Origin of the sequence: Tepidimonas fonticaldi (genome assembly GCF_007556755.1) — a bacterium.
GTDB classification, from domain to species: domain Bacteria; phylum Pseudomonadota; class Gammaproteobacteria; order Burkholderiales; family Burkholderiaceae_C; genus Tepidimonas; species Tepidimonas fonticaldi.
This window is the reverse complement of the sequence record NZ_VJOO01000002.1, coordinates 72,898-97,128: the sequence shown is the minus strand read 5'-3', so window position 1 is coordinate 97,128 and position 24,231 is coordinate 72,898. Positions and strand designations below refer to the sequence as shown.

Annotated in this window: 22 protein-coding genes and 5 tRNA genes; 16 read left to right on the top strand and 11 right to left on the bottom strand. The window is 70.1% G+C overall.

Annotated elements, in window-relative coordinates; all coding sequences use genetic code 11:
- Positions 1-17: 17 nt before the first annotated feature.
- The 3 genes from prfB to Tfont_RS01600 form a co-directional block, all read right to left on the bottom strand.
- A protein-coding gene (gene prfB, locus Tfont_RS01610) for a peptide chain release factor 2 (protein WP_132961292.1) occupies positions 18-1,122 on the bottom strand; the annotation gives its coding sequence in 2 pieces (ribosomal slippage) (positions 18-1,040 and positions 1,042-1,122; 1,104 coding nt in all).
- A gap of 87 nt (positions 1,123-1,209) precedes the next feature.
- A complete protein-coding gene (locus tag Tfont_RS01605) occupies positions 1,210-2,088 on the bottom strand; it encodes a DMT family transporter (RefSeq protein WP_068609111.1) in 879 nt (292 codons plus the stop codon).
- A 1-nt stretch (position 2,089) separates the two neighbouring features.
- Positions 2,090-3,106 (bottom strand): alpha/beta fold hydrolase, encoded by a 1,017-nt coding sequence (locus tag Tfont_RS01600; RefSeq protein ID WP_068609113.1) that lies wholly within the window; start codon positions 3,104-3,106, stop codon positions 2,090-2,092.
- A gap of 29 nt (positions 3,107-3,135) precedes the next feature.
- On the opposite strand from Tfont_RS01600, the gene Tfont_RS01595 reads away from it, so the two are divergent.
- The 3 genes from Tfont_RS01595 to plsY all read left to right on the top strand — a co-directional run bounded on the left by Tfont_RS01595 (position 3,136) and on the right by plsY (position 5,689).
- Positions 3,136-3,840: an AMP-binding protein gene (locus tag Tfont_RS01595; protein ID WP_143968194.1), complete on the top strand. Its 705-nt coding sequence runs from the start codon at positions 3,136-3,138 to the stop codon at positions 3,838-3,840.
- Between the two features lie 48 nt (positions 3,841-3,888).
- Positions 3,889-4,950, top strand: coding sequence for an aldo/keto reductase (locus Tfont_RS01590; RefSeq protein WP_143968193.1), 1,062 nt, complete (start codon positions 3,889-3,891; stop codon positions 4,948-4,950).
- Positions 4,951-5,047: 97 nt separating this feature from the next.
- On the top strand, positions 5,048-5,689 hold the full coding sequence (plsY, locus tag Tfont_RS01585) for a glycerol-3-phosphate 1-O-acyltransferase PlsY (RefSeq protein WP_068609874.1): 642 nt from the start codon (positions 5,048-5,050) through the stop codon (positions 5,687-5,689).
- Positions 5,690-5,698: 9 nt separating this feature from the next.
- Here the strand turns inward: plsY and Tfont_RS01580 are convergent, their stop codons facing one another.
- Together Tfont_RS01580 and Tfont_RS01575 are read right to left on the bottom strand one after the other, a co-directional pair.
- A complete protein-coding gene (locus Tfont_RS01580; RefSeq protein WP_068609121.1) occupies positions 5,699-6,640 on the bottom strand; it encodes an HD-GYP domain-containing protein in 942 nt (313 codons plus the stop codon).
- Positions 6,641-6,697: 57 nt separating this feature from the next.
- Positions 6,698-7,183, bottom strand: a complete 486-nt coding sequence (locus Tfont_RS01575; RefSeq protein WP_068609123.1) for a YajQ family cyclic di-GMP-binding protein — start codon at positions 7,181-7,183, stop codon at positions 6,698-6,700.
- Between the two features lie 44 nt (positions 7,184-7,227).
- On the opposite strand from Tfont_RS01575, the gene murB reads away from it, so the two are divergent.
- Positions 7,228-8,280: a UDP-N-acetylmuramate dehydrogenase gene (murB, locus tag Tfont_RS01570; protein WP_068609126.1), complete on the top strand. Its 1,053-nt coding sequence runs from the start codon at positions 7,228-7,230 to the stop codon at positions 8,278-8,280.
- 63 nt (positions 8,281-8,343) lie between these two features.
- Here the strand turns inward: murB and Tfont_RS01565 are convergent, their stop codons facing one another.
- Entirely contained in the window at positions 8,344-8,796 is a 453-nt protein-coding gene (locus Tfont_RS01565; RefSeq protein ID WP_068609128.1) for a hypothetical protein, read from the bottom strand.
- Between the two features lie 177 nt (positions 8,797-8,973).
- Between Tfont_RS01565 and Tfont_RS01560 the strand changes: the two genes are divergently transcribed.
- Complete coding sequence (locus Tfont_RS01560) at positions 8,974-10,023, top strand: alpha/beta hydrolase (protein ID WP_082955452.1); 1,050 nt, start codon at positions 8,974-8,976, stop codon at positions 10,021-10,023.
- Between the two features lie 33 nt (positions 10,024-10,056).
- Here Tfont_RS01560 and argG read toward each other — a convergent pair whose 3' ends face one another.
- From argG to Tfont_RS01545, 3 genes are all read right to left on the bottom strand, one after another.
- Positions 10,057-11,382 carry an argininosuccinate synthase gene (argG, locus tag Tfont_RS01555; protein WP_143968191.1) on the bottom strand — a complete coding sequence of 442 codons (1,326 nt, stop codon included), beginning with the start codon at positions 11,380-11,382 and terminating at the stop codon, positions 10,057-10,059.
- Positions 11,383-11,414: 32 nt separating this feature from the next.
- Positions 11,415-11,741, bottom strand: coding sequence for a pyrimidine/purine nucleoside phosphorylase (gene ppnP / locus Tfont_RS01550; RefSeq protein ID WP_068609132.1), 327 nt, complete (start codon positions 11,739-11,741; stop codon positions 11,415-11,417).
- Positions 11,742-11,823: 82 nt separating this feature from the next.
- Complete coding sequence (locus tag Tfont_RS01545; RefSeq protein ID WP_143968190.1) at positions 11,824-12,168, bottom strand: ArsC family reductase; 345 nt, start codon at positions 12,166-12,168, stop codon at positions 11,824-11,826.
- Positions 12,169-12,297: 129 nt separating this feature from the next.
- On the opposite strand from Tfont_RS01545, the gene folC reads away from it, so the two are divergent.
- The 11 genes from folC (at position 12,298) to Tfont_RS01490 (ending at position 19,594) form a co-directional block, all read left to right on the top strand.
- Entirely contained in the window at positions 12,298-13,647 is a 1,350-nt protein-coding gene (gene folC, locus Tfont_RS01540; RefSeq protein ID WP_143968215.1) for a bifunctional tetrahydrofolate synthase/dihydrofolate synthase, read from the top strand.
- Between the two features lie 3 nt (positions 13,648-13,650).
- Complete coding sequence (locus tag Tfont_RS01535; RefSeq protein ID WP_143968189.1) at positions 13,651-14,358, top strand: SPOR domain-containing protein; 708 nt, start codon at positions 13,651-13,653, stop codon at positions 14,356-14,358.
- 3 nt (positions 14,359-14,361) lie between these two features.
- Complete coding sequence (locus Tfont_RS01530; RefSeq protein ID WP_143968188.1) at positions 14,362-14,850, top strand: CvpA family protein; 489 nt, start codon at positions 14,362-14,364, stop codon at positions 14,848-14,850.
- A gap of 15 nt (positions 14,851-14,865) precedes the next feature.
- Positions 14,866-16,407, top strand: coding sequence for an amidophosphoribosyltransferase (gene purF / locus Tfont_RS01525; RefSeq protein WP_143968187.1), 1,542 nt, complete (start codon positions 14,866-14,868; stop codon positions 16,405-16,407).
- Complete coding sequence (locus Tfont_RS01520; RefSeq protein WP_068609142.1) at positions 16,391-17,605, top strand: O-succinylhomoserine sulfhydrylase; 1,215 nt, start codon at positions 16,391-16,393, stop codon at positions 17,603-17,605. Before purF ends, Tfont_RS01520 begins: the two co-directional genes overlap by 17 nt.
- 33 nt (positions 17,606-17,638) lie before the next feature.
- On the top strand, positions 17,639-19,042 hold the full coding sequence (gene gltX, locus Tfont_RS01515; protein ID WP_143968186.1) for a glutamate--tRNA ligase: 1,404 nt from the start codon (positions 17,639-17,641) through the stop codon (positions 19,040-19,042).
- A gap of 127 nt (positions 19,043-19,169) precedes the next feature.
- Positions 19,170-19,245: transfer RNA gene (locus Tfont_RS01510), tRNA-Ala, on the top strand.
- An 8-nt stretch (positions 19,246-19,253) separates the two neighbouring features.
- A tRNA-Glu gene (locus Tfont_RS01505) sits at positions 19,254-19,329 on the top strand.
- Between the two features lie 4 nt (positions 19,330-19,333).
- Positions 19,334-19,410: transfer RNA gene (locus Tfont_RS01500), tRNA-Asp, on the top strand.
- Positions 19,411-19,427: 17 nt separating this feature from the next.
- Positions 19,428-19,503, top strand: a tRNA-Glu gene (locus Tfont_RS01495).
- A 14-nt stretch (positions 19,504-19,517) separates the two neighbouring features.
- A tRNA-Asp gene (locus Tfont_RS01490) sits at positions 19,518-19,594 on the top strand.
- 53 nt (positions 19,595-19,647) lie between these two features.
- Here the strand turns inward: Tfont_RS01490 and Tfont_RS01485 are convergent.
- Positions 19,648-23,268, bottom strand: coding sequence for an EAL domain-containing protein (locus tag Tfont_RS01485; protein ID WP_185974447.1), 3,621 nt, complete (start codon positions 23,266-23,268; stop codon positions 19,648-19,650).
- On the bottom strand, positions 23,156-24,199 hold the full coding sequence (locus Tfont_RS01480; protein ID WP_143968184.1) for a chemotaxis protein CheB: 1,044 nt from the start codon (positions 24,197-24,199) through the stop codon (positions 23,156-23,158). Before Tfont_RS01480 ends, Tfont_RS01485 begins: the two co-directional genes overlap by 113 nt.
- Positions 24,200-24,231: the final 32 nt, after the last annotated feature.

Below are 24,231 nucleotides of genomic sequence, written 5' to 3'. Positions count from 1 at the left end.
CCTGGTGGGGGAGGGGGTCAGACGCCCTGCTTGAGCGAGGCTTCGATGAACACGTCGAGATCGCCATCCAGCACTTTTTGCGTATTGGAGACTTCGACGTTGGTGCGCAGGTCCTTGATGCGGCTTTGGTCCAGCACGTAGCTGCGGATCTGGTGGCCCCAGCCGACGTCGGTCTTGGTGGCTTCGAGCTGCTGCTGCGTTTCCATGCGCTTGCGCATCTCCAGCTCGTACAGCTTGGAGCGCAGACGCTGCCACGCCAAGTCGCGGTTGGAGTGCTGGCTGCGGCTGTCCTGCGCGGTGACGACGATGCCGGTGGGGATGTGCGTCAGGCGCACCGCCGAGTCGGTTTTGTTGATGTGCTGACCGCCGGCGCCGCTGGCGCGGTAGGTGTCGACGCGCACGTCGGCGGGGTTGATCTCGACCTCGATCGAGTCGTCGATTTCAGGGTAGACGAACACCGAGGCGAACGAGGTGTGGCGCCCGCCGGAAGAATCGAACGGGGACTTGCGCACCAGGCGGTGCACGCCGGTTTCGGTGCGCAGCAACCCGAAGGCGTAGTCGCCCTCGACCTTGATGGTGGCGCTTTTGATGCCGGCGGTGTCGCCGGGCTGCTCGTCTTCGACCGTGGCCTTGAAGCCCTTGCGCTCGGCGTAGCGCAGGTACTGGCGCAGCAGCATCTGCGCCCAGTCGCACGCTTCGGTCCCGCCCGCACCGGCCTGGATGTCGATGAAGCAGTTGTTGGGGTCGGCGGGGTTGTTGAACATGCGCCGGAATTCGAGCTTTTCGACCTCCGGCGCGATGCGCGCCACGTCGGCCTCGATGGTTTCCAGCCCGGCGTCGTCACCCTCGGCGCGCGACATCTCGAACAGTTCGGTGTTGTCGGCCAGCTCCTGTGCCAGCCGGTCCAGCACCAGCACCACGTCTTCGAGCGACTTCTTTTCTTTGGCCAGTTCCTGCGCGCGCTTGGGGTCGTTCCACACGCCCGGGTCTTCCAGCGCGGCGTTGACCTCGGACAGCTTCAGCGCCTTGGCATCGTAGTCAAAGAAACCTCCGCAAGTCGGCGACGCGCTGCGTCAGGTCTTGCAATCGGTTGGCAAGGGCGTTGAGGCGTTCGGCTTCCATGGCGATCTTTCGGGTGACGGACGTTCGAAAACCCCGCATTTTCGCATGTAGGCGCCTACGCCGGGCGTGCGCGGGCGGCCGCGCCGCTCAGGATCGGCGGCCCAATTGCGCAAGCAGCATGCCGGCCAGGATCAGGGCCGCACCGCCCCATCCGCGCCAGCCGATGGCCTCACCCAGGATCCACCAGCCGCCGATGGCGGCAAACACGCCCTCGCTGCTGTAGATGACCGCAGCATGCGACGCCTTGGCGGTGCGCTGGGCCACGACCTGCAGCGTGTAGGCGATGCCGATCGACAGGATGCCACCCCAGGCGATGGCGCCCGCCGCGCCGGTCAGGGCGTCGGCGGTGATCGCCTCGTTCCGCCACAGGGCCGCCACCCAGGACAGCGCCCCGGCGACCGCATACTGCACGATGGACAGTCGGATGGCGTCATGGCGCCGCGCCCAATGTCCGACCAGCAGCACATGGACGGCCCACAAGCCGGCCCCGCCCAACTGCAGCCAATCGCCCGGCGCGATGGTGGCGTCGGGCTTGACGCTCAAAAAGTACAGCCCCACAGCCGCCAGCGCCACCGCCAGCCACACGGGCAGGCCCACCGGCTGACCCAGCAGGCGCATCAGGATCGGCACCAGCACCACGTACAGCCCGGTGATAAAGCCGGCGTTGGACACACTGGTGCCCAGCAGGCCCACCTGCTGCAGGTTGATGGCCGAAAACAGCACCAGCCCCAGCAGCGTGCCGTCGCGCCATAGCCCGCGGCTGTCCACGCGCGGCACGGCGGCGAACGGGCCGCCCCGCCACCACCACAGCGGCGCGATGAGCAGCACACCCAGCACCATGCGTGCCGCTGTGTAGGTGAACGGCCCGACGCTGTCCATGCCCATTTGCTGGGCGACGAAGGTGGAGCCCCAGATGGCTGCCACGCCGACCATGAGCAGGTCGGTCTTCCAGGTTGCGCCCGCCATGTCAGTCGGCCCCTCCGTGCAGGGGGGCGTCGGCACCGTCGGGCGCGTCCAGGTGTGCCTCGATCAGGGCGGCCACCCGTTGCGGCTGGTCGTGGTGCAGCATGTGGCCGGCATCCTCGACGCGCGCGATGCGGCAGCGGGGCACCGCCTGCAGCCGTCGGTGGTATTCGGCCAGCGAATGCTCCCCGCGCGGGAACCACTGCGCCAAGCTGTCATCGCTGGCCTCCACCGCCAGCACCGGGGCGGCGATGGCGCCATAGACGGCCAGGACCTCGTCCAGCCGGTAGAGCTGGCTGCTGCGCACCTTGTGCGCCGGATCCCCCAGAATCCGCCACTCGCCGTCCGGCGCGCCGGGGTCCACCGGCCGCGCCCAGTGCTGGGCCAGCCAACGGGCGCGGTCCTCGGGCAGGCGGCGGTTGGTCTTCATCAGCCGCTGCGCCACGCCTTCCTGGCCGGGGTAGGTCTTGAGCGTCAGCTCACCCTGGGCCAGTTGGTGGAGTTCGTCCAGCCAGGCGGCGTAGCGGCGCGGGGCCTGCTCTGGCCGTGTGGCGGGCATGCCAAACCCTTCCAGATTGACCAGTCGCCGCACGCGTGTCGGCCGCACGCCGGCGTACAGCATCGCGACATTGCCCCCCATGCTGTGGCCGACCAGGTCGATGGGCGCGTCCGGCGCGCGGCCCAAGCGCTGGTTGAGGCGCACCAACAGAAAGTCCAGATCGCCCAGGTAATCGGCAAACAGATAGTGATCGGCCTCGCCGTAGGGCGGCGGGCCATGGGGGTCGTCGTCCAGATGGGCGGAGCGCGTCAGACCAAACCCGCGCCAGTCGGGGGCGATGCAGTGGCGCTCTTGGGCCAAGGCATCGACCACGAACTGCCAGGACGCGGACACGTCCATCCACCCGTGCAACAGCCACAGCGGCGGTTGGTCAGGGTGGGGCGTGCCCCACTCCCGCAGGTGATAGCGCTGGCCGCGCACGGTCTCGAAGGTGCTGCGCGAAGGTCGTCGGACTTGATACATTCTTGTAATTATTCAGGAGACAAACGGGGATGCCCTCCATGCCCAGTCATGCGCACGACAACCGCGCCGCGGCGCCCGGCCTGCACGCCCACCTCTACGACGCCGTGTACGGCGCCTTTCGCTGGCAGGTGCCGGCGCGCTTCAACATGGCACAGGTCTGTCTGCGCCGCTGGGCGGACGGCCCCGACCAGGCGCAGGCGCTGGCCGTCATCGAGGACGGGCCGACCCTGACCCGCCCGCGCCGACACAGCTACGGCGACCTGGCCGCCGAGGCCAACCGCCTGTCGAACGCGCTGCGGCTGCTGGGCGTGCAGCGCGGCGACCGGGTGGCTATTCAGTTGCCGCAGCGCTTCGAGACCGCCGTGGCCTACATGGCCGTGCTGCAGATGGGGGCGGTGGCGGTGCCGCTGTCGCAGCTGTTTGGGCCGGAGGCGCTGGAGTACCGCCTGCAGGACAGCGCCGCCGTCGTCGCGCTGGTGGACGAGGCCACCGGCCCCGGCGTGCAGGCGGTGCGCGCGCGCTGCGCCGACCCGGCCGCCGAGTTCGACCCGGCGCTGGTGGCCGAGCTGCAGCAGCACGTGCGCGGCCGGCTGGCGCCGTACGAGTACCCGAAGGAAATCGAGTTCATCGACGCGCTGCCGATGACCACCACCGGCAAGGTGCAGCGGCGCGTGCTGCGGCTGCAGGAGGAGGCGCGCGCCCGCGAGCGCGCCTCGGCTGCCGCCAGTGCGTGAACGCGATTCCGCCCGTTTCCCTTTTCCCCGTCCAAGGAGGCCCCACCCATGCAACCCGTCACCCTGGCCGCTGGCGGCCTGTCCGTCTCCCCGATCTGCCTGGGGACGATGACGTTCGGCGAGCAGGTCGCCGAGCGCGACGCCCACGCCATCCTCGACCGCGCGCTGGAGCGCGGCGTCAACTTCCTCGACACTGCCGAGATGTACGCGGTGCCAGCGCGCGCGGAGACCTACGGCGCCACCGAGACGATCCTGGGCCACTGGTTCGCCAGCCGCCCCGGCGTGCGCCAGCGCGTGGTGCTCGCCACCAAGGTGGCCGGCCCGTCGCGCGGCATGCCGTGGATCCGCGGCGAGTCCTCGGGCCTGACCAAGGCCGAGATCCTGGCCGCCTGCGACGGCAGCCTGCGCCGGCTGCGCACCGACGTCATCGACCTGTACCAGATCCACTGGCCGGCGCGCAACGTGCCGATGTTCGGCGCGATCACCTTCGACCCGGCCAAGGACCGCCCGTGCGCCAGTATCGCCGAGCAGCTGGAGGCGCTGGACATCCTGGTGCGCGCCGGCAAGGTGCGCTACGTCGGCCTGTCCAACGAGACGCCGTATGGCGTGCACGAGTTCGTGCGCGTGGCCGAGCAGGCCGGCCTGCCGCGCGTGGTGACGGTGCAAAACCCGTACTGCCTGATCAACCGCAGCTACGAGAATGGCCTGGACGAGACCTGCCATCGCCTTGGCGTGGCGCTGTTGGCGTACTCGCCGCTGGGCTTCGGGCTGCTGACCGGCAAGTACGACGACACCGGCTTGGAGCACGCCGGGCCGCCGCAGGGCCGCATGGCGCTGTTCGAGAGCATGCGCAAGCAGCGCTGGGGCCGGCCGGAGGCGCTGGCCGCGGCGCGCCGCTACAACGCGCTGGCGCGCGAGCATGGCCTCACGCCGCTGCAGCTGGCGCTGGCGTTCTGCTACCGCAACTGGCGCGTGGCCAGCACGATCATCGGCGTGACGTCGCGGGCGCAGCTGGACGCCTGCCTGGACGCGTGGGACGTGCAGCTGACGTCCGAGCTGCTGGAGGCCGTCGACCGCATCCGCTGGGAGCTGCGCGACCCGGCCCAGTGAGCGGGGGGGCGGCGCTGGCACGCGTGGCGCCTCGGGTAAGCTTGCGGCCCCGGCGTGCGGCCGGGGCCTCGAATGATTTCTAGGAGCCAGGTGGATGATGCAGTGGTGGATGCCCATGGGCGCGGTGGCGCTGGCCTATGCCGTGGGGTCGCTGTCGTTTGCGGTGTTGGTCAGCCGCGTGATGGGGTTGAGTGACCCGCGCACCTACGGCAGCAAGAACCCCGGCGCCACGAACGTGCTGCGCTCGGGCAACAAGGTGGCGGCGGCGCTGACACTGCTGCTCGATGCGGTCAAGGGCTGGCTGCCGGTGTGGGTGGTCGGCCACTGGGGCGCGGGCTGGGGGCTGGGCGACGGTACGCTGGCGGCCGTCGGGCTGGCGGCTTTTTTGGGGCACCTGTTTCCGGTGTTTTTCCGCTTTCAGGGGGGCAAAGGGGTGGCCACGGCCGCCGGTGTGCTGCTGGCGTTCGAGCCGTGGCTGGGTGTTGCCGTGCTCGCGAGCTGGATTCTGATCGCCGTGTTTTTCCGCTATTCCTCGCTGGCAGCCATCGTGGCTGCGGTGTTTGCGCCGTTCTATTACTGGTTTGGCGACGGCGCCGCGTGGGATGTGCGCGGCCCGGTGGGGCTGGCAGTCGCGGCCATGAGCCTGCTGCTGCTGTGGCGCCATGCGGGCAATATCCAGCGCCTGCTGGCCGGGCAGGAGAGCAAGATCGGCAGCAAAAAAGGCGGTGCCGCCCGCTGAGGCCGCAGGTCAGCGCTGCAACGCCAGGCGCGAAAGCTGGAGCAGCCGCGGGTGGTTGAGCCGCACCCGCACCGTGGCGGTCTGTAGTGCGGCTTCGATCGCGGTGGCCTCGTCGCCGGTGTCGATCAGCGCCGGCTCCAGCACCGGGTGGCCGTCGGCGTCGAGCACCGCGCTTACCCACGGCTCGCCAGGGCGGCCCGAGCGGCGCAGCACCACCGCCACCTGTCCGTCGGCCAGCCGCACGAAGGTGCCCGGTGGGCAGATGCCCAGCGTCTGCAGCAGCGCGCGTCCGATGTCGTCCAGTCGCCCGCCGGGCCGCACCAACAGGGTGCGGGCGGAGTCGGTCAGGTTGCGCCCCGGGCGTGTCTCGCGCGGGCTGATCAGGGCGGTGTAGCGGTCCATGCGCTGCAGCAGCCGCACCGCCGTGTCGTGGCTGTCCGCCTCGTGGTGCTGCTCGACGATGTCCAGCCAGCGCGCATCGCGCACGCCGCATTCGCGCAGGCACTGGGCGCCGCGCGCCGCGTGGGTGTCGATCAGGGCGCGCTGCTCCTCGGTGGGCGGGTGCGCCTGCGCGGCCAGGGTGTCCTGCAGCCGCGTCATGCCGATGTTCATGGTCAGCGCCGCCCGCTCCAGCGCTGCGGCGTCCGGGGCCGACACGCCCACCGCCGGGCCGACCAGCCGGCACATGGCCCAGCACGCCATCGCGTGCGAGGTGCTGTAGCCCACCGAGGTGGACGCCGCGAGCTGGAACAGCCAGTACAGCGTGGCGTCCTCGTCCGTGGCCAGCAAGGCCTCGGCGTCGGCCCGCAGCCGCTCCAGACGGGGCAGAAAGTCGGCGTACTGCCGCGGGGCGGACAGCAGCGCCGCCAGCTGGGCCTCCAGCTCCGTCCAGCGGGCCATCCAGTCCTGCATCGCGCCGTAGGCGGGGTCGGGTTGGGCGGTAAAGGCCATGGTGGGGTCCGGTGGGCCGGCGGGTGGGGGCAGGGGTGTCCTTGGGGCGGCGCCCGCTCAGTCGCGGAAGTTCTCGAAACTCAGGGGCAACTGCGCCATCTCCTTGCGGATCAGCGCAATCGCCGTTTGCAGATCGTCGCGCTTGGCCCCGCTGACGCGCACCGCATCGCCCTGGATGGCGGCCTGCACCTTGAGCTTGCTGCCTTTGATCAGCTGCTGGATCTTTTTGGCGTCCTCGCTGCCGATGCCGCTGCGCACGCGAAACACCTGCTTGACCTTGTCGCCGCCGATCTTCTCGACCTTGCCCGGGTCCAGAAAGCGCACATCGACTTGGCGTTTGGTGAGCTTGTTGCGCAGGATGTCCTCCACCTGCTGGAGCTGGAACTCGCTGTCGGCGTGCGCGATGATGTCGTGGTCTTTGAGCTCCACCGCGGCGGACGAGCCCTTGAAGTCGAAGCGGGTGCCGATCTCGCGCTGCGTCTGCTCGACGGCGTTCTTCACTTCGACCAGGTTGGGTTCGAGCACGGTATCGAACGATGGCATGCGGGATTCCTCGGGAGCATGAAGGGGTTTGCGACAATCCGCGCATGGTAGTCGAGAACCATGTGCCCTTGCAGCCCCTCAACACGTTCGGCATCGCGGCGCGCGCGCACCGTTTGGCGCGCATCCGCCGCGAGGACGATGTGGCTGCCCTCGTGCGCCACCCGGACTGGCGCTGGCAGGACACCTTCATTCTGGGCGGTGGCAGCAACATCGTGCTGACCGGCGATGTGCGCCAACTGGTGCTGAAGGTGGAAATCCCTGGGCGGCGTCTGCTGCGCGAGGACGAGCGCGGCTGGTTGGTGGAGGCGGGCGCCGGCGAGCGTTGGCACGCGTTCGTGGATTGGACGCTGCAGCAGGGCTGGCCCGGTCTGGAGAACCTCGCCCTCATCCCCGGCACGGTCGGGGCGGCCCCGGTGCAAAACATCGGCGCCTATGGCGTCGAACTGCAGGACCGTTTTCATTCGCTGGACGCGATCGATCTGGAGACGGGCGAGCCCCTGACCCTGCGGCACGAACACTGTGCCTTCGGCTACCGCGATTCGGTGTTCAAGCACGAGCGCGCGGGCGAGCGCGGCATGGGGCTCAAGGGCCGCGCGCTGATCACCCGCGTGCGCTTTTGGCTGCCGCGGCAGTGGCGCCCGCAGTTGGGGTATCACGACCTGGAGCGCAAGGTGGCCGAAACCGGCATCGCCCACCCGACGCCGCGCCAGGTGTTCGACTGGGTGTGCGAGATCCGCCGCGCCAAGCTGCCCGACCCCGCCCTGATTGGTAACGCTGGCAGCTTTTTCAAGAACCCCACGGTTACCCCGGAGCAGTGCGCCGACATCATCGGCCGCGATCCCAAGGTGGTGCACTACCCCATGCCCGACGGCACGGTCAAACTGGCCGCGGGTTGGCTGATCGACGCCTGCGGCTGGAAGGGCAAAACCGTCGGCCACGCGGGCGTGTACGACAAGCAGGCGCTGGTGCTGGTCAACCGCGGCGACGCCGAACACCCCTGCACGGGCGGGGAAGTGATGACGTTGGCGCGGCTGATTCAGACCAGCGTTTATGAGCGCTTTGGCATCCGGCTGGAGCCGGAGCCAGTGGTGATCTGAAACCCTCGGCCCAAGGGGTGCCGGTGGGCAGGGCTGCGTGGGCTGGTCCGATCGGCGGACGACTCAGGCCGCCAGCGGCTCGGGCAGCGCGGTCGAGTGGTCGGGCACGGCAGCGGCCTCGGCGCGGCTGGCGCGGCGGTCCACCGCTGCCTGTAACGAATCGACCATGGCCTGCGCCTGGGGATGCCCTTCGCGCACCAGCCGGGCGAAATCGTCCAGCGCGCGCTGACGCGCTTTTTCCATGCGCTGCGATGGGTTGCCCATGGCAGCGCTGCTCTCGCGCTCGGCGCAGGCCACGGTGGTGCGGCTCAGCCAGTCCTGCGTGTGTCCGCACGAGGGGCAAACCAGGCCTTGACGCTGCGCCACCAGCACGCCCAGGTAACCGCCGGCAAAGGCGTGTTGGCCATCTTTCGCGTTCGGGCAGGTCAGCGGGTGGATGGGCGACGGGATCACCCCCGCCTGCATGCGATTGATCTGGTCGATCAGTGGCGGGTCGAAGGGGGCGTGCAGCCACATGGCGAATCTCCTGTGAGAATGGCCCGGCGTCGAGCCGGGTGACCGCATTCTTCGAAACAAGCCGCGCGCTGCCAAGGGGTTCTTGCAATGAGAGACGGTTGTTACGGCCGGTTACAGTCACGGGCCAGGGGCACGGCCCCGCGTCAGCGTCATCGATTCGTCATTTCGGGAGTTGCCATGTCCGTACCATCGTCATCCCAGCCCGGTGCGCCGGGGGCTGCGCGCCCGACGGCCCCGACGGGACGCCTGCGCCGCTGGGCGACGGGCCTGCTGGCCGTGGTGGGGGTGTTGGCGGTGCTGTGGTTTGCCGGCCCCCGGTACGCCTATGGCCCCGACGAGCCCGCGCCCCGGGCGCGTCCGCCGGCCGCGTTGGCCGAGCTGGACGGCTGGCTGGCCGCGCAGGAGGCGGCCTACCCGGGTCTGCGCCCCGGCACGGCCAAAGGCATCGTTTGGCATGGCGCCCCCGGCACGCGCACCCCTTGGGCCGTCGTGTACCTGCATGGGTTTACCGCCAGCCGGGTGGAGACGGCGCCCCTGGCCGAGCGGGTGGCTCAGGCCCTCGGGGCCAACCTGTTCCACACGCGGTTGGCTGGTCACGGGCTGCCTCCGGCGGCCCTGGCGGCCGTTACCCCGCAGGACTGGCTGGCCGACGCGGTCGAGGCGGTGCGCATCGGTCACGCGATTGGCGAGCGGGTGTTGGTGATTGGCACCTCCACCGGCGGGACGCTGGGCGCCTGGCTGGCCTTGCGGCCGGATGCGGCTGGTGTGCCGGTGGCGCGGCAGGTGTGGATATCGCCCAACTTCGGGCCGGCGGACAAGCGCACCGAGCTGCTCAACGGCCCCTGGGGGGCGCAGCTGGCGCAGGCCATCACGGGCGGTACGGTCGGCGCGCCCAGCGATGACCCGCGCATCGAGGCGGGGTGGACCCGCGTCTACCCGGTGCAGGCGCTGTTGCCGATGATGGCGCTGGTGCAGCGCGTGCGCGAGGCGGATGCGTCCACCGTGCAGACGCCCGTGTTGGTGCTGTACAGCCCGCGCGACCGCACGGTGGATCCGGGCCTGACCGAGGCGCTGTTCGCGCGCCTGGGCAGCCCCGTCAAGCGGCTGGAGCGGGTGGAGGACAGCACCGACCGCGACCAGCATGTGATCGCCGGTGACCTGCGCTCGCCCGGCACGACGGAGCGCCTGGCGGCGCGCATCGTGCGCTGGGCGCGCGAGGGGACGTGACCGCGCGCAAGGTGGCGCGAAGGGTGGCGTGTATCAGCCGCCCAGCTTGAGCAGATCGCCGTCCTTGCCGATCGCCAACAGGCCGGCCTGCGTGTAGATGGACAGCTTGTCGCGCGTGTCGGTGATGTCCAGGTTGCGCATCGTCAGTTGGCCGATGCGGTCGCGCGGCGTGAACACCGAGGCGCCCTTTTCCATCGTCAGCCGTTCGGGGTGGTAGGTCAGGTTGGGGCTTTCGGTGTTGAGGATGGAGTAGTCGTTGCCGCGGCGCAGCTCCAGCGTCACCTCGCCGGTGATGGCGCGCGCCACCCAGCGCTGCGCGGCCTCGCGCAGCATGATGGCCTGCGGGTCGAACCAGCGCCCCTGGTAGAGCAGGCGGCCGAGCTTGCGGCCGTTGTCGCGGTACTGCTCGATCGTGTCCTCGTTGTGGATGCCGGTGACCAGCCGCTCGTAGGCGATGAACAGCAGCGCCATGCCGGGGGCCTCGTAGATGCCGCGGCTCTTGGCCTCGATGATGCGGTTCTCGATCTGGTCGCTCATGCCCAGGCCGTGGCGCCCGCCGATGCGGTTGGCTTCCAGGAACAACTCGACCAGATCCGGATATTCGCGGCCGTTGAGGGCCACCGGGCGGCCTTCCTCGAAGCGCACCGTGACCTCTTCGGGCTGGACGTCGACTTCGGGCTTCCAGAACGCCACGCCCATGATGGGGTTGACGATGCGGATGCCGGAGTTCAGGTGCTCCAGGTCCTTGGCCTCGTGCGTGGCGCCCAGCATGTTGCTGTCGGTGCTGTAGGCCTTCTCCACCGACATCTTGTAGTCGAAGCCGTTGCGGATCAGGAACTCCGACATCTCCTTGCGGCCACCCAGCTCATCGATGAAAGTCTGGTCCAGCCACGGCTTGTAGATTTGCAGCGCGGGGTTGGTGACGAGGCCGTAGCGGTAGAAGCGCTCAATGTCGTTGCCCTTGTACGTGGAGCCGTCGCCCCAGATGTGGACGTCGTCCTCCTTCATGGCCGCGACCAGCATGGTGCCGGTGACCGCACGGCCGATCGGCGTGGTGTTGAAGTAGGTCACGCCCGCGGTGCTGATGTGGAAGGCCCCGCACTGCAGCGCCGCCAGCCCTTCGGAGGCGAGCTGTGGGCGGCAGTCCACCAGGCGCGCCTTCTCGGCCCCATAGGCCAGGGCGCGTTTCGGGATCGCGTCGTAGTCCGGCTCGTCCGGCTGGCCCAGGTTGGCGGTGTAGGCGTAGGGGATGGCGCCCTTTTGGCGCATCCACAGCAGGGCCGCGCTGGTGTCGAGGCCGCCGGAAAATGCGATGCCGACCTTCTGGCCGACGGGCAGGCTTTGCAAGATGGTGGACATGGCCGTGCAACGTTGGGGTAGGGGGGAGGGCGTCAGCCGAAATGGCAAATGTAGTGGTAGGGCTCGCCGTCGACGCGGATCTGGAAGCTGGACTGGCCCGGCACGGCAAAGCGCTCGCCGGGGCCGAAGCGCCGCCACGCGCTGTCGCCGGGCAGCAGCACCGCGCAGTGTCCGCCCACGCCTTCCATGATTTCCGGCGCGCCGGTGTTGAAGGTGAGGGTGGACGGCAGAATGACCCCGACCGACTTGCGGGTGCCGTCGGCGAGCGTCAGGCTGTGGCTGACGCACTTGCCGTCGAAATAGACATTGGCGCGCGTAGAGACGGCCGCGCCGCTGAGGGTGTCGGTGATGGCGTTCATGGTGCGCCGATTGTAGGCGCTGCATTCCCGCGCCCTGGCGGACTGGGGGCGTGGCGCGGTGCCGGCCGCGTGCGCAGGCGGGTCAGCAGCGGCCTTGCCAGTCGTCGGGGTCGAAGCCCGCCGTGACGGCGTTGCCCCACTCCACGACCGGCCGGCGGATCACGCTGGGCTTGGCCAGCATCAGCGCCCGGGCGCTGGCCGCATCGGTCACGCCGGCCCGGGTGGCGTCGTCGAGCTGGCGCCAGGTGGTGCCGCGGCGGTTGAGCAGCGCCTCCCACCCCAGGGCCGCCAGCCAGGCATCGAGCCGCTCCGTGGGCACTCCCTGCTTTTTGAAGTCGTGGAACGTGTGGTCGACGCCCTGCGCCGCGAGCCAGGCGCGGGCTTTCTTCACGGTTTCGCAATTGGGGATGCCGTAGACATGGATCATGGTCCGCATCGTAGCGCAAGGGCCCGCGCGCGGTGGGGCGTTGGGTGGGGCGTCTGTTCGGCCGCATGGCCGGCCTGGAATGGGCGGGCTTGGCACAATGCGGGTTTTCCCCTGCACATGGCCGACCCGATGACCACGCCCCCCGTTGATTCCGCGCTGCCGCCCCCCGATGCGACTGCGCCGCTCGCCCGCTGGCTGGCCCATTTGGAGCGGCTGCATGGGCAGCGCATCACCCTGGGGCTGGAGCGGGTGCAGGCCGTCGCGCGCCGGCTGGGCGATGCCGTGCAGCCGCGCTGTCCGGTGATCACCGTGGCGGGCACCAACGGCAAGGGGTCCACCTGCGCGATGCTCGAGGCCATCTACCGCCAAGCGGGCTACCGAACGGGGCTCTACACCTCGCCGCATCTGGTCGATTTCGAAGAGCGCGCCCGACTGGATGGCGTACCAATGGCGGCGGGCGATCTGGTGCCGTCCTTCGCGGCGGTGGAGGCGGCCCGCACCGCTGGCGAGGCCATCGCGCTCAGCTACTTCGAGTTCACCACCCTGGCGCTGGTGCATGCGCTGCTGGCGCGTCGCCCCGACGTGCTGATCCTGGAGGTGGGCATGGGCGGCCGGCTCGATGCCGTCAACCTGTGGGACGCGGACTGCGCCGTCATCACCAGCGTCGATCTGGACCACATGGAGTACCTGGGGCCGGACCGCGAGGCGATCGGCTACGAGAAGGCGGGCATCGTGCGCACCGGCCGGCCGGTCGTGGTGTCCGATCCGGCGCCGCCGCGCAGCGTGATCGACCGCGCCGTCGAGGTGGGCGCGGACCTGTGGCTGGCCGGGCGCGACTTCCGCCACACCGGCGACCGCCAGCAATGGAACTGGCAGGGCAGGGCGCGCCGCTACGGCGGGCTGGCCTATCCGGCGCTGCGCGGGGTCAACCAGCTCGTCAACGCCTCCGGCGCGCTGGCCGTGCTGGAGGCACTGCACCCGCGCCTGCCGGTGGCGGCGCAGGCCGTGCGGCAAGGGCTGGCCCTGGTGGAGTGGGTGGGGCGCTTCCAGATCGTGCCCGGGCAGCCGGTGCTGGTGCTGGACGTGGCGCACAACCCGCACGCGGCGGCGGCGTTGGCCGAGAACCTGGATGCCATGGGCTTTTACCCGCAGACGCAGGCGGTGTTCGGCGCCATGGCCGACAAGGACGTGCGGCCGATGCTCGAGCGGTTGGACCCCCTGATCGACGCCTGGCATTTCTGCGATCTGCCCACGCCGCGCGCCGCCCGCGCCGTCGATCTGCGGGGGGTGTGGCAGGCCGGCACACGGCGCCGGGACGGCCGCGCCGCCGTCCATCCGGACCCCGCCGCGGCCCTGCAGGCCGCGATCGCCGACGCGGACCCCGCTGGTAGAATCGTGGTTTTCGGATCCTTCTACACGGTGGGCGGCGTGCTGCAACACGGGTTGCCGCGCCTGGGCGCCAAGCACCTGCAGGCCTGACGCATGTTCCAACTCCGCTCCGGCTCCGGCCCATCGTCCGCCTCGCCGGGGGGCGGGCGACAGCAGCCGCCGCCGTCGATCGAGACGCTGCGCCGGCGCGCCCGCCAGCGGCTGATCGGGGCGGCCGTGCTGGTCGCCGCGGCCGTGATCACCCTGCCGTTGCTGCTGGAGTCGCAGCCCAGGCCCATTCCCGTCGATATCGCGATCGACATCCCCGCGCGGCAGTCCGCCGCGCCGCTGGAGCCGCCGTCCGGCCATACGGTCGCCCTGCCGCGGCCCGCCGAGGCGCCTGCGGCGGAGCCGGCGCCCCCCGCGGCTGCGACACCCGCGGCGCCGGCAGCGGCCCCGCAGCCGGCAGCCGCTGCCGAGCGGGATACCGCACCATCGGCGCCCGCCCCGGCCTCTGTTACCACCCCGGCCCCAGCTCCGACCGCCGCCGCGACGCCAACGCCCCCCGCCGCGCGGGCCGATGCCGAGGCCAAGGTCCGCGTGGTCGTGCAGGTGGGGGCCTTTGCCGAGGCCGCGCGCGCGCAGGAGGTGCGCCGCCGCCTCGAGCGCGCGGGGCTCAAGACCTACACCCATGTGGCGGACACCCCCGAAGGCAAGCGCATCCGGGTACGCGTCGGGCCGTTCGACACGCGGGCCGAGGCGGAAAAGGTGGCGGAGAAGGTCAAGGGCCTGGGCTTGCCGGCCGCGGTGCTGACGCTTTGAGCCATGGCCGCGGTGGATGTCATCCTGCTGGCGGTGCTTGCGGCATCGGTCGTGCTCGGCTGGTGGCGCGGGCTGCTGTACGAGGTGCTGTCCGTGCTGGCCTGGGTGGCGGCCTTCGTCGTCGCCCAGCGCTGGGCGCTGGAGGCGGCGGCGTGGTTGCCGTCGTCGGCCGAATGGAGCGATCCCCTGCGGTATGCCACCGGGTTTGCCGTGCTGTTCGTCGCCACGGCGTTTGCCGGGGGGCTGGCGGCCTGGCTCGTGCGGCAGGGGACGCAGGCGGTCGGCTTGCGGCCCATCGACCGTGTGCTGGGCGGGGTGTTCGGGGTATTGCGCGGCGTGCTGCTGCTGATGGCGGCCACGCTGCTGGTGCAACTGACCCCCTGGGTGGACAGCCCCGCTTGGCGCGAAGCGTGGGGGCCGCGCTGGCTGGGGCAGGGGCTGCAGGCGGTGAAAGTGCTGGTGCCGGCCCCGGTGGCCGTGTATTTTCCGTAGTTCGAGGACAACGACATGTGTGGCATCGTTGGCGTGGTCAGCGCCCAGCCGGTCAATCAGCTCATCTATGACGCCTTGCTGCTGCTGCAGCACCGGGGTCAGGATGCGGCGGGCATCGTGACGCAGCTGGGGCACAAGTTCTTCATGCACAAGGCCAAGGGCATGGTGCGCGACGTGTTCCGCACGCGCAACATGCGGGCCTTGCCGGGCAACTGTGGGCTGGGTCAGGTGCGCTACCCCACCGCCGGCAATGCCGCCAGCGAGGAGGAGGCGCAACCCTTCTACGTCAACGCGCCGTTCGGCCTGGTGCTGGCGCACAACGGCAACCTCACCAACGCCCATGCGCTCAAGGAGGAGCTGGCCCGCCTGGATCACCGGCACATCAACACCGAGAGCGACTCCGAGGTGCTGCTCAACGTGCTGGCGCACGAGCTGGAGCGCGCCACCCGGGGCGTGCCGCTGCAGATCGACGACGTGTTTGCCGCCGTCTCGGCGGTGCACCGGCGACTGCGGGGGTCGTATGCCGTCGTGGCGCTGATCGCCGGCCACGGCATGCTGGTGTTCCGCGACCCGTTCGGCATCCGGCCGCTGTGCATCGGCCGCGGCCCGGACGGCACGGTGATGGCGGCCAGCGAGTCGGTGGCGCTGGAGGGCACCGGCCACCGCTTCGAGCGCGACGTCGCGCCGGGCGAGGCGATCTTCGTCACGCTGGACGGCCAGATCCACGCGCGCCAGTGCGCCGAGGCGCCGCGCCACCACCCCTGCATCTTCGAGTTCGTCTATCTGGCGCGGCCCGATTCGGTGATCGACGGCATCTCGGTCTATCAGGCGCGGCTCAACATGGGCGAGACGCTGGCCACCCGTGTCATCTCCACCGTGCCGCCGACGGACATCGATGTCGTCATTCCGATTCCCGAATCCAGCCGCCCTGCGGCAATGGAGGTCGCGCGGCTGATCGGCCGCCCGTACCGCGAGGGCTTCGTGAAGAACCGCTACGTCGGACGCACCTTCATCATGCCCGGGCAGGCGGTGCGCAAGAAGTCGGTGCGGCAAAAGCTCAACGTGATTGCCAGCGAGTTCGCGGGCCGCAACGTGCTGCTGGTGGACGACTCCATCGTGCGCGGCACCACCAGCCGCGAGATCGTGCAGATGGCGCGCGAGGCCGGCGCGCGCAAGGTGTACCTGGCCAGCGCCGCGCCGCCGGTGCGCTACCCCAATGTGTATGGCATCGACATGCCGACGCAGGAGGAGCTGGTGGCGCACGGCCGCACGGTGGAGGAGGTGCGCCAGATCATCGGCTGCGACGCGCTCATCTACCAGGACGTGGAGGCAATGAAGCGCGCCGTGGCGGCGCTCAACCCCTCGCTGTGCGGCTTCGAGGCCTCGCTGTGCGGCTTCGAGGCGTCGTGCTTCGACGGGGTGTATGTGACGGGCGATGTGACCCTGGAGACGGTCACGGCGATGAATGCCCCGCGCCAGGCCGCCGCCAAGGCCGACCCCGCCGACGAGGACGGCGGCGGCTCGCGCTTGACGCTGCCCAATGCGCAGGAGGTTTGACCCCGTGGCGCTGCACCCCGAGACTGCCGCGGTGCGCGTGGCCGTGCCGCGCTCGCCGTACGGCGAGAACGCCGAGGCGCTGTACCTGACCAGCGGCTACGTGCAGCCCAGCGCCGAGGCCGCCGCGGCGCGCTTCGCCGGCGACGAGGACGGCTACACCTACGGCCGCTACGGCAACCCCACCACGGCCAGCTTCGAGCAGCGGCTCGCGGCGCTGGAGGGGACGGAAGCGGCGATTGCCACGTCGTCCGGCATGGCGGCGATCCTGATGCTGGCGCTGGGCTTGCTGCAGGCCGGCGACCACGTGGTCTGCTCGCGCTCAATGTTCGGCGCGACGATCAAGCTGATCGGCAGCGACTTGGCCAAGTTCGGCGTGCAGGCCACCTTCGTGCCGCAGACGGACCTGGACGCCTGGCGCGCGGCGGTGACGCCGCGCACGCGGCTGCTGCTGGCCGAAACCCCCACCAACCCGCTGACCGAGGTCTGCGACATCGCGGCGCTGGCCGACATCGCCCACGCCGCCGGCGCCTGGCTGGCGGTGGACAACTGCTTTGCCACGCCGGCGCTGCAGCGCCCGGCCGAATTCGGCGCCGACGTCGTCATCCACTCCGGCACCAAGTTCCTCGACGGGCAGGGGCGGGTGATGGCCGGCGCGCTGTGCGCCCCCCGCGCGCTGGTGGAGGAGAAGTTCCTGCCGGTGCTGCGCAGCGCCGGCATGACGCTGGCGCCGTTCAACGCCTGGGTGGTGCTGAAAGGTCTGGAGACGCTGCACCTGCGCCTGCGCGCGCAGAGCGCCACGGCGCTGGCGCTGGCGCAGTGGCTGCAGGCCCACCCGGCGGTGGCGCGCGTGCATTACCCCGGGCTGCCCGGCCACCCGCAGCACGCGCTGGCGATGCGCCAGCAGGGCGGCTGCGGCGGCGCCATCGTCGCCTTCGAGGTCAAGGCCACGAGCCCCGAGGAGGGGCGCGCGCGGGCGTTCGCGGTGCTGGATGCGCTGCGGCTGGCGTCGCTGTCCACCAACCTCGGCGACACCAAGACGCTGTGCTCGCACCCGGCCAGCACCTCGCACGGGCGCCTGACCGAGGCGCAGCGCCAGGCCGCCGGCATCTCGCAGGCGCTGATCCGCGTCTCGGTCGGGCTGGAGCACCTGGACGACCTGACCGCCGATCTGGCGCGCGGCCTGGACGCGCTCGTCTGAAGCGCCGGCGCCACCCACCGATCCCGATCCATCATGACGCAAAGAGTCCGCACCCGCTTCGCCCCGTCGCCGACGGGCTTCATCCACCTGGGCAACATCCGCTCGGCCCTCTACCCGTGGGCGTTTGCGCGCGCGCACGGCGGCGACTTCATCCTGCGCATCGAGGACACCGACCAGGAGCGCTCCACCGACGAGGCGGTGCGCGTGATCCTGGAGGCGATGGACTGGCTCGGCCTCACCCCCGACGAGGGACCGTACTACCAGATGCAGCGCATGGACCGCTACCGCGAGGTCATCGCGCAGATGTTGCAGGCGGGGCTGGCCTACCACTGCTACATGACGCCGGAAGAACTCGACGCCTTGCGCGAGCGCCAGATGGCCGCCAAGCTCAAGCCGCGCTACGACGGCACCTGGCGCCCGGAGCCGGGCAAGGTGCTGCCCACACCCCCCAGCGGCGTGCTGCCGGTGATCCGCTTCAAGAATCCGCTTTCGGGCAGCGTGGCGTGGGACGACAAGGTCAAGGGCCGCATCGAGATCCGCAACGACGAGCTGGACGACCTCGTCATCGCGCGCCAGGCGCCGGTCGGCCAGATCGGCGTGCCGACCTACAACTTCTGCGTCGTGGTGGACGACATCGACATGCGCATCACGCACGTCATCCGCGGCGACGACCACGTCAACAACACCCCGCGCCAGATCAACATCATCCGCGCGCTCGGCCACGAGCCGCCGGTGTACGCCCACCTGCCCACCGTGCTCAACGAGCAGGGCGAGAAGATGAGCAAGCGCCACGGCGCCAAGCCGGTGACGTGGTACCGCGACGCGGGCTTCCTGCCCGATGCGATGATCAACTACCTGGCGCGGCTGGGCTGGAGCCACGGCGACGACGAGATCTTCACGCGCGAGCAGTTCCTGCAGTGGTTCGACCTCGACCACCTGGGCCGCAGCGCTGCGCAGTTCGACGAGGCCAAGCTGCGCTGGGTCAACGCGCAGCACATGAAGATGACGCCGGACGATCGGCTGGCGCCGCTGGTGGCCGAGCAGCTGGCGCGCCGCGGCCTGCAGGCCGATGAGCGGCTCCCGTCGATCTGCGGCCTGTTCAAGGACCGCTGCGACACCACGGTGGCGCTGGCGGACTGGGCGCAGCCGTACTACCTGGCGCCGACCCCGCGCGACGAGGATCTGGCGCAGCACGTCACCGACGCGGTGCGCCCGGCGCTGGCGGAACTGTGCCAGCGTTTGAGCGACGTGCCGTGGACCGCCGCCGACATCGCCGCCGCGCTGAAGGCGACGCTTGCCGCCCACGGCCTGAAGATGCCGCAGCTGGCCATGCCGGTGCGCGTGCTGGTGATGGGCGTGGCGCAGACGCCGTCGGTGGACGCGGTGCTGGCGCTGCACCGGCGCGAGGACGTGCTGGCGCGGTTGGCCGTGGCCTGAAGCGGTGGGCGCAAAAAAATCGTCTTCGTCTTCAAAACGACTCGAAAATGTGTCTATAATGCAGGTCTTGCTGATGCACGACGGATTTCGAAAACAACAACGAAATCATCGACAGCAGCAGGCCCGTGGGGGTATAGCTCAGCTGGGAGAGCGCTTGCATGGCATGCAAGAGGTCAGCGGTTCGATCCCGCTTACCTCCACCACGAACAAAGACCCTATCGTCTAGAGGCCTAGGACATCACCCTTTCACGGTGAGTACCGGGGTTCGAATCCCCGTAGGGTCGCCACATTGGAGCGGTAGTTCAGTTGGTTAGAATACCGGCCTGTCACGCCGGGGGTCGCGGGTTCGAGCCCCGTCCGCTCCGCCAACCGTTTGTTCATCGACGACCCTATCGTCTAGAGGCCTAGGACATCACCCTTTCACGGTGAGTACCGGGGTTCGAATCCCCGTAGGGTCGCCAAGCTTGTTTTTGCTGGAGCGGTAGTTCAGTTGGTCAGAATACCGGCCTGTCACGCCGGGGGTCGCGGGTTCGAGCCCCGTCCGCTCCGCCACACACCACAGCCCATGCGCCCCGTGCCCATGGGCTGTTTGCTTTCGTATGCCGTCAAGGGTTGGCGGCCTGCGAGGCGTCCACGAAGCGGGCAAACGCCTCCCACGGCATTGGGCGCGCGAAGTGAAAGCCTTGCACGTCCAGCGGGGCGTGCGGCTCCAAAAAGGCCAGTTGGGCGGCGGTTTCCACCCCTTCCACGACCACCCGCGCGTTTAGGGCCGCCGCAATCTCGAGCACGGCCGTCACGATGCGCTCGCTTGGGCCGCCGGTGCCGACGTGGTCGGTAAAGCGCTTGTCGATCTTGAGCTCGTCCACCGGCGTGCGCAGCAGGTAGGCCAGGCTTGAATACCCGGTGCCGAAGTCGTCCAGCGCCACCAGAGCGCCGCGTTCGCGCACCCGCTGCAGCCAGCTCAGGGTCGAGGGGCTGTCGGCCATCCAGACGGATTCGGTCACCTCGATGGTCAGGTGGGGCAGGGCCGCGCCGTGCTCGTCCAACCATTCGCGCAAGGCGCTGTCACCAAACTGCGTGGCCGAGACGTTGACCGACAACCGAAAATCATCGCCCCAACGCGCCGCGGCCTCCAACGCGGCGCGGGCCGTTTCGCGCAGCACCCAGGCGCCGATGCGGCGGATCTGGCCGCTGGATTCGGCCACACCGATGAACTCGGCCGGGGACACGAGGCCCCGCTCCGGGTGGCGCCAGCGCAGCAGCACCTCGGCCCCCCGCACCTGGCGCTGCGGCAGGGTGACCATGGGCTGGTAGTGCAGTTCGAACTGGCCCTGGGCCAGCGCCTGCTCCAGGCCTGCCTTGGTTTCCGCCAGGCGCCGGGTGCGGCTCTCCATCTGCGGCGAGTAAAACCGCATCCGGTCGCGGCCGCCGTTCTTGGCCGCGTACATGGCCGTGTCGGCCATGCGCAGCAGCTCTTCGGGCGTTTCGCCGTCGGAGGGGTGGGCGGCGATGCCGACACTGCCGCTCAGCCGCAGGGTCTGGTCGCCCACATGGAAAGGCTGGCGCAGCGACTGCAGCACGGTGTCGGCGATTCGCTCGACCACCAGGGGCGACTCCGCCCCGTCGATCAGCATCACGAACTCGTCGCCGCCAAAGCGCGCGATGGTGTCGTTCGGCCGCAGGGTCCGGCGGATGCGCGACGCCGTCTCGACGAGGACGGCGTCGCCCATCTCGTGCCCATGCACATCGTTGACCTCTTTGAAGCCGTCCAGGTCGCAGAACATGACGTAGACCGGATGGCCGTCGCGTTGCGCCCGCAGCAGCGCCTGCTCCAGCCGGTCCCGGTACAGGCTGCGGTTGGGCAGCCCGGTCAGGGCGTCGTAGTTGGCCTGGCGAAAGATGGTCTGCTCGCGCAGCTTGGCTTCTTCGATGTTTTCCAGCAAGACCACCACCAGATCGCCCGTTCCCAGCGCGGATCGGGCCAGCGACAGGTGTTGCCGCGTCCAGCGCTGGGCGCCTTCGCGGGTGTGCAGGCGTTGCTCCAGCGGCGGCGGCGAGCGCCCGCTGAGCAGCGAGCGCCATTGCACCTGCATGCTGCCCCGGTCGTCGACGTCCACCCAGTCGATCCAGCGGGTGCCGCGCAGCTCGGCATCGGTGGCGCCCAGCCGCAGGGTCAGCGCGCCGTTGCATTCGATGACCACGCCGCTGCCGTCGCACACGGCGATGCCGACGCTGGGGTTGTCCCAAACGGCCTGCAGCCGCGCGTGGGCGCTGCGCTCGCGTTGCTCGAGCTGGACCATCTCCGTCACATCCAGCAGCGACGCGGCAATCAGTGTGGTTTCGCCGTCGCTGGCGGTGATGCGGCTGGCGCGCTCCTGCAGGTGGCGCCAGCCGCCATCGCGCGTTTGCACGCGGTAGCGCTGCGTCCATTGCGGGACCGTGCCGTCGCGCCATCGGTCGATGACACGGGCGCGTTCGTCGCTGGCGATGGCGTCGATCCACGCCCCGAGCTTGGGCGGCGTCGGGGTGGCGTCGGCCGGGCCGAACCAGTCCTGATAGCGGTGGGAGGCGTAGATCAACCGCTCGTTGCGGGGATCGAACAGCAGGACCGCCTCGTGCAGTGCCTCGGTCAGGGCGCTGAGCCGGGTCTGGAGTTCCAGTCGGGCTTTCTCGGCGCTTTGCAGCTCCGTCAGGTCGGTGACGGAGAGGACGTAGCCGGTGCGTGCGTCGTGGGTTTGCCACGGCACCAACTGCACCAGATAGCGCGCCTGGGCCAGCTCGATCTGGCCCTGCCAGGGGCCGGGCGCCCCCTTGGCCACATGCTCCACCAGTTCCCCCGGCCAGGGAAAGTGCCGGTCGTCGAAGGTCCAGGGCAGGCCCAGTTGCGCCTCGCGCAGCACGAGCATGTCCTGCGCCGGCCGGTTGTAGCGCAGCAAGCGCCGCTCGTGGTCCAGCACGGCGAGGGCGGTGCCGGCGCTTTCCTGCACGGCGTGCAGCAGGTCGTTGAGCTGTTGCTGCTCGCGCAACGAGCGGTCCAGCTCTTCGTTGAGGGTGCGCAGCTCCTCGTTGGAGGCTTCCAGCTCTTCGTTGGAGGCCTCCAGCTCCTCGTTGGCGGCTTCCAGCTCTTCGGAGGTGACGCTCAACGCCTCGTTGACCTGCTGCAACTGGCGCTGGCTGTGCTCCAGCGCCTCGATCAGGCTTTGCAGGCGTTCCTCGTGCAGTCCATGCGGTTCGTCGGGTGCGGGCGGCGGCCGCCCAGACCCGTCGGTGTCCGCGCTGGGCGGGCGGCCGAAACTGACGATCAGATACGTGTCCTGCCCCTGGTCGAGCCGGGCGGCTTCGAGCACGTAGGCCGGCCGCTCCGCGATGGGTGGCAGGGGCACGCGCACGGCGGCCTCCTGCGTGATCAGCAGGCGGTGCTGCGCCAACTGCACATCGCGCCGCCACGCGGCCGGCACCAGGTTGGGCAGGGTCAATTCCGCCGTCGGGCCGGCCGGCCAATGCATCAGGCCTTCCATGGGGCCGACCACGTGCAGGGGGTGGCCCTCGCGGTCGACCAGCACGGTAGGCGCGGCATAGCGGCCGATCAGGTAGCTCAGCAGGCGCTCGCGCAGGTCGTTTTCCAGCCGGTCCACTGGGCGCAACTGCGGCGGCGTCGCGGGGGGCAGGGGGGCAACCATGCCGCGCCTGGGGTGGCGCCGCCCCAGCCCCGGCAGCGGCTGGCGGGCACCGGCATCGCTGCGCTTGCGCCACAGGTGCTCCTGGACGGAGACAGCCTGGAACCAGGGGTGGACGCGGCAGGACAAGCCCTCGGAGCGCCCCAGCATCAGCAAGCCATCGGGCACCAGGGCGTAGTGCAAACGGCTCAGAACCTCGTCCTTGGCTTGGCCCTTGAAGTAGATCAGCACATTGCGGCAGGCCACCAAGTCCATGCGCATGAATGGCAGATCCTGCACGACGTCGTGGTGGGCGAACACGCAGCGCCGGCGCAACTCCTGCTGCACCCGCAGCGTGTGCCCGATGCGGGTGAAGTACCGCTCGCGCCATGCCGGCGGCAGGCCATGGACGCTGTCCTCGTCGAACGCCCCGTTGCGCGCCTGTTCCAGGGCCGGGTCACTGACGTCCGAGCCCAGCACCACCCAGTCCATGGTGTAGCCCAGCTCGGCAAGGACATCGTCGGTCAGCATGGCCAGGCCATAGACTTCCTCGCCGGTCGAGCACCCCACCGACCACAGGCGCAGCGTTGTCGCGCCCGCGGCGTGGCGGGCCCGGATGTAGGATGTATTCCCGCCACGCCAGGCGCAGCGCGTTGAACGCCGACGGATTGCGCAGCCATTCGGTCACGCCGATGGTCAGCGATTGCAGCAACGCTTGCACGAGCTGGGGGTCGTTCTGCGCGTCCTGGGCGAGTTGGGCCAGGCTGGACGCGCCATGCTGGCGCATCACGCGCTCGAACTGGCGGCGCAGCGTGGCTTCCTGGTATTGGCCCAGATCCAGGCCAGAGCGGCTGCCCAGGCGCTCGACCAGTGCGTGAAAGGCCGCCCGCTCGCCCGCCATGTCGGCCGTGCCGTGCACGGCCACGGGGCCGTCGATCCAGTTACCCAGGCGCCGGCCCAGCGCCACGGCGCTGGCGACGTGGTCTGCCAGTCCCCGGTCGATCAGGGCTTGCGGCATGCTGGCAAACGGGGCCTCGCTGGGCTGTTCGGTCCAGACCGCGCCACCGGCTTCGCGCACGACGCGCGCGCCCACCGCCCCGTCCTGGCCCGTGCCGGACAGAACGATGGCCAGCGCATGCCGCCCGAGCGCCCGCGCGGCGGAGCTGAACAGGCGGTCCAGCGAGGGCACGGGCGCCGGGCCGGACTTGGCGGCATACAGCCGCAGCACGCGGCCGTCGATTTCGACGTGGTGCCCAGGCGGGGTGACGTACAGCAGGCCGCCGCGCAGGGGCATGCCGTCTGCGATGGGCTGAACGGGGATGCGCGTGACCGCCTGCAGCAGCCGCACCAGGGCCGACGGTTCGCTACCGGCGAGGTGCTGGGCCACGATGGCCGCCATGCGCGGGTCGTGCGGCATCGCGGCCACCAGCTCGCGCAGCGGCTCCAATCCTCCGGCGGAAGCGCCGATCAGGGCGACAAGGCGCGGCGACGCTGCATTCAATTGGTGATCCCTTCGACCGGATCATTGTAGGA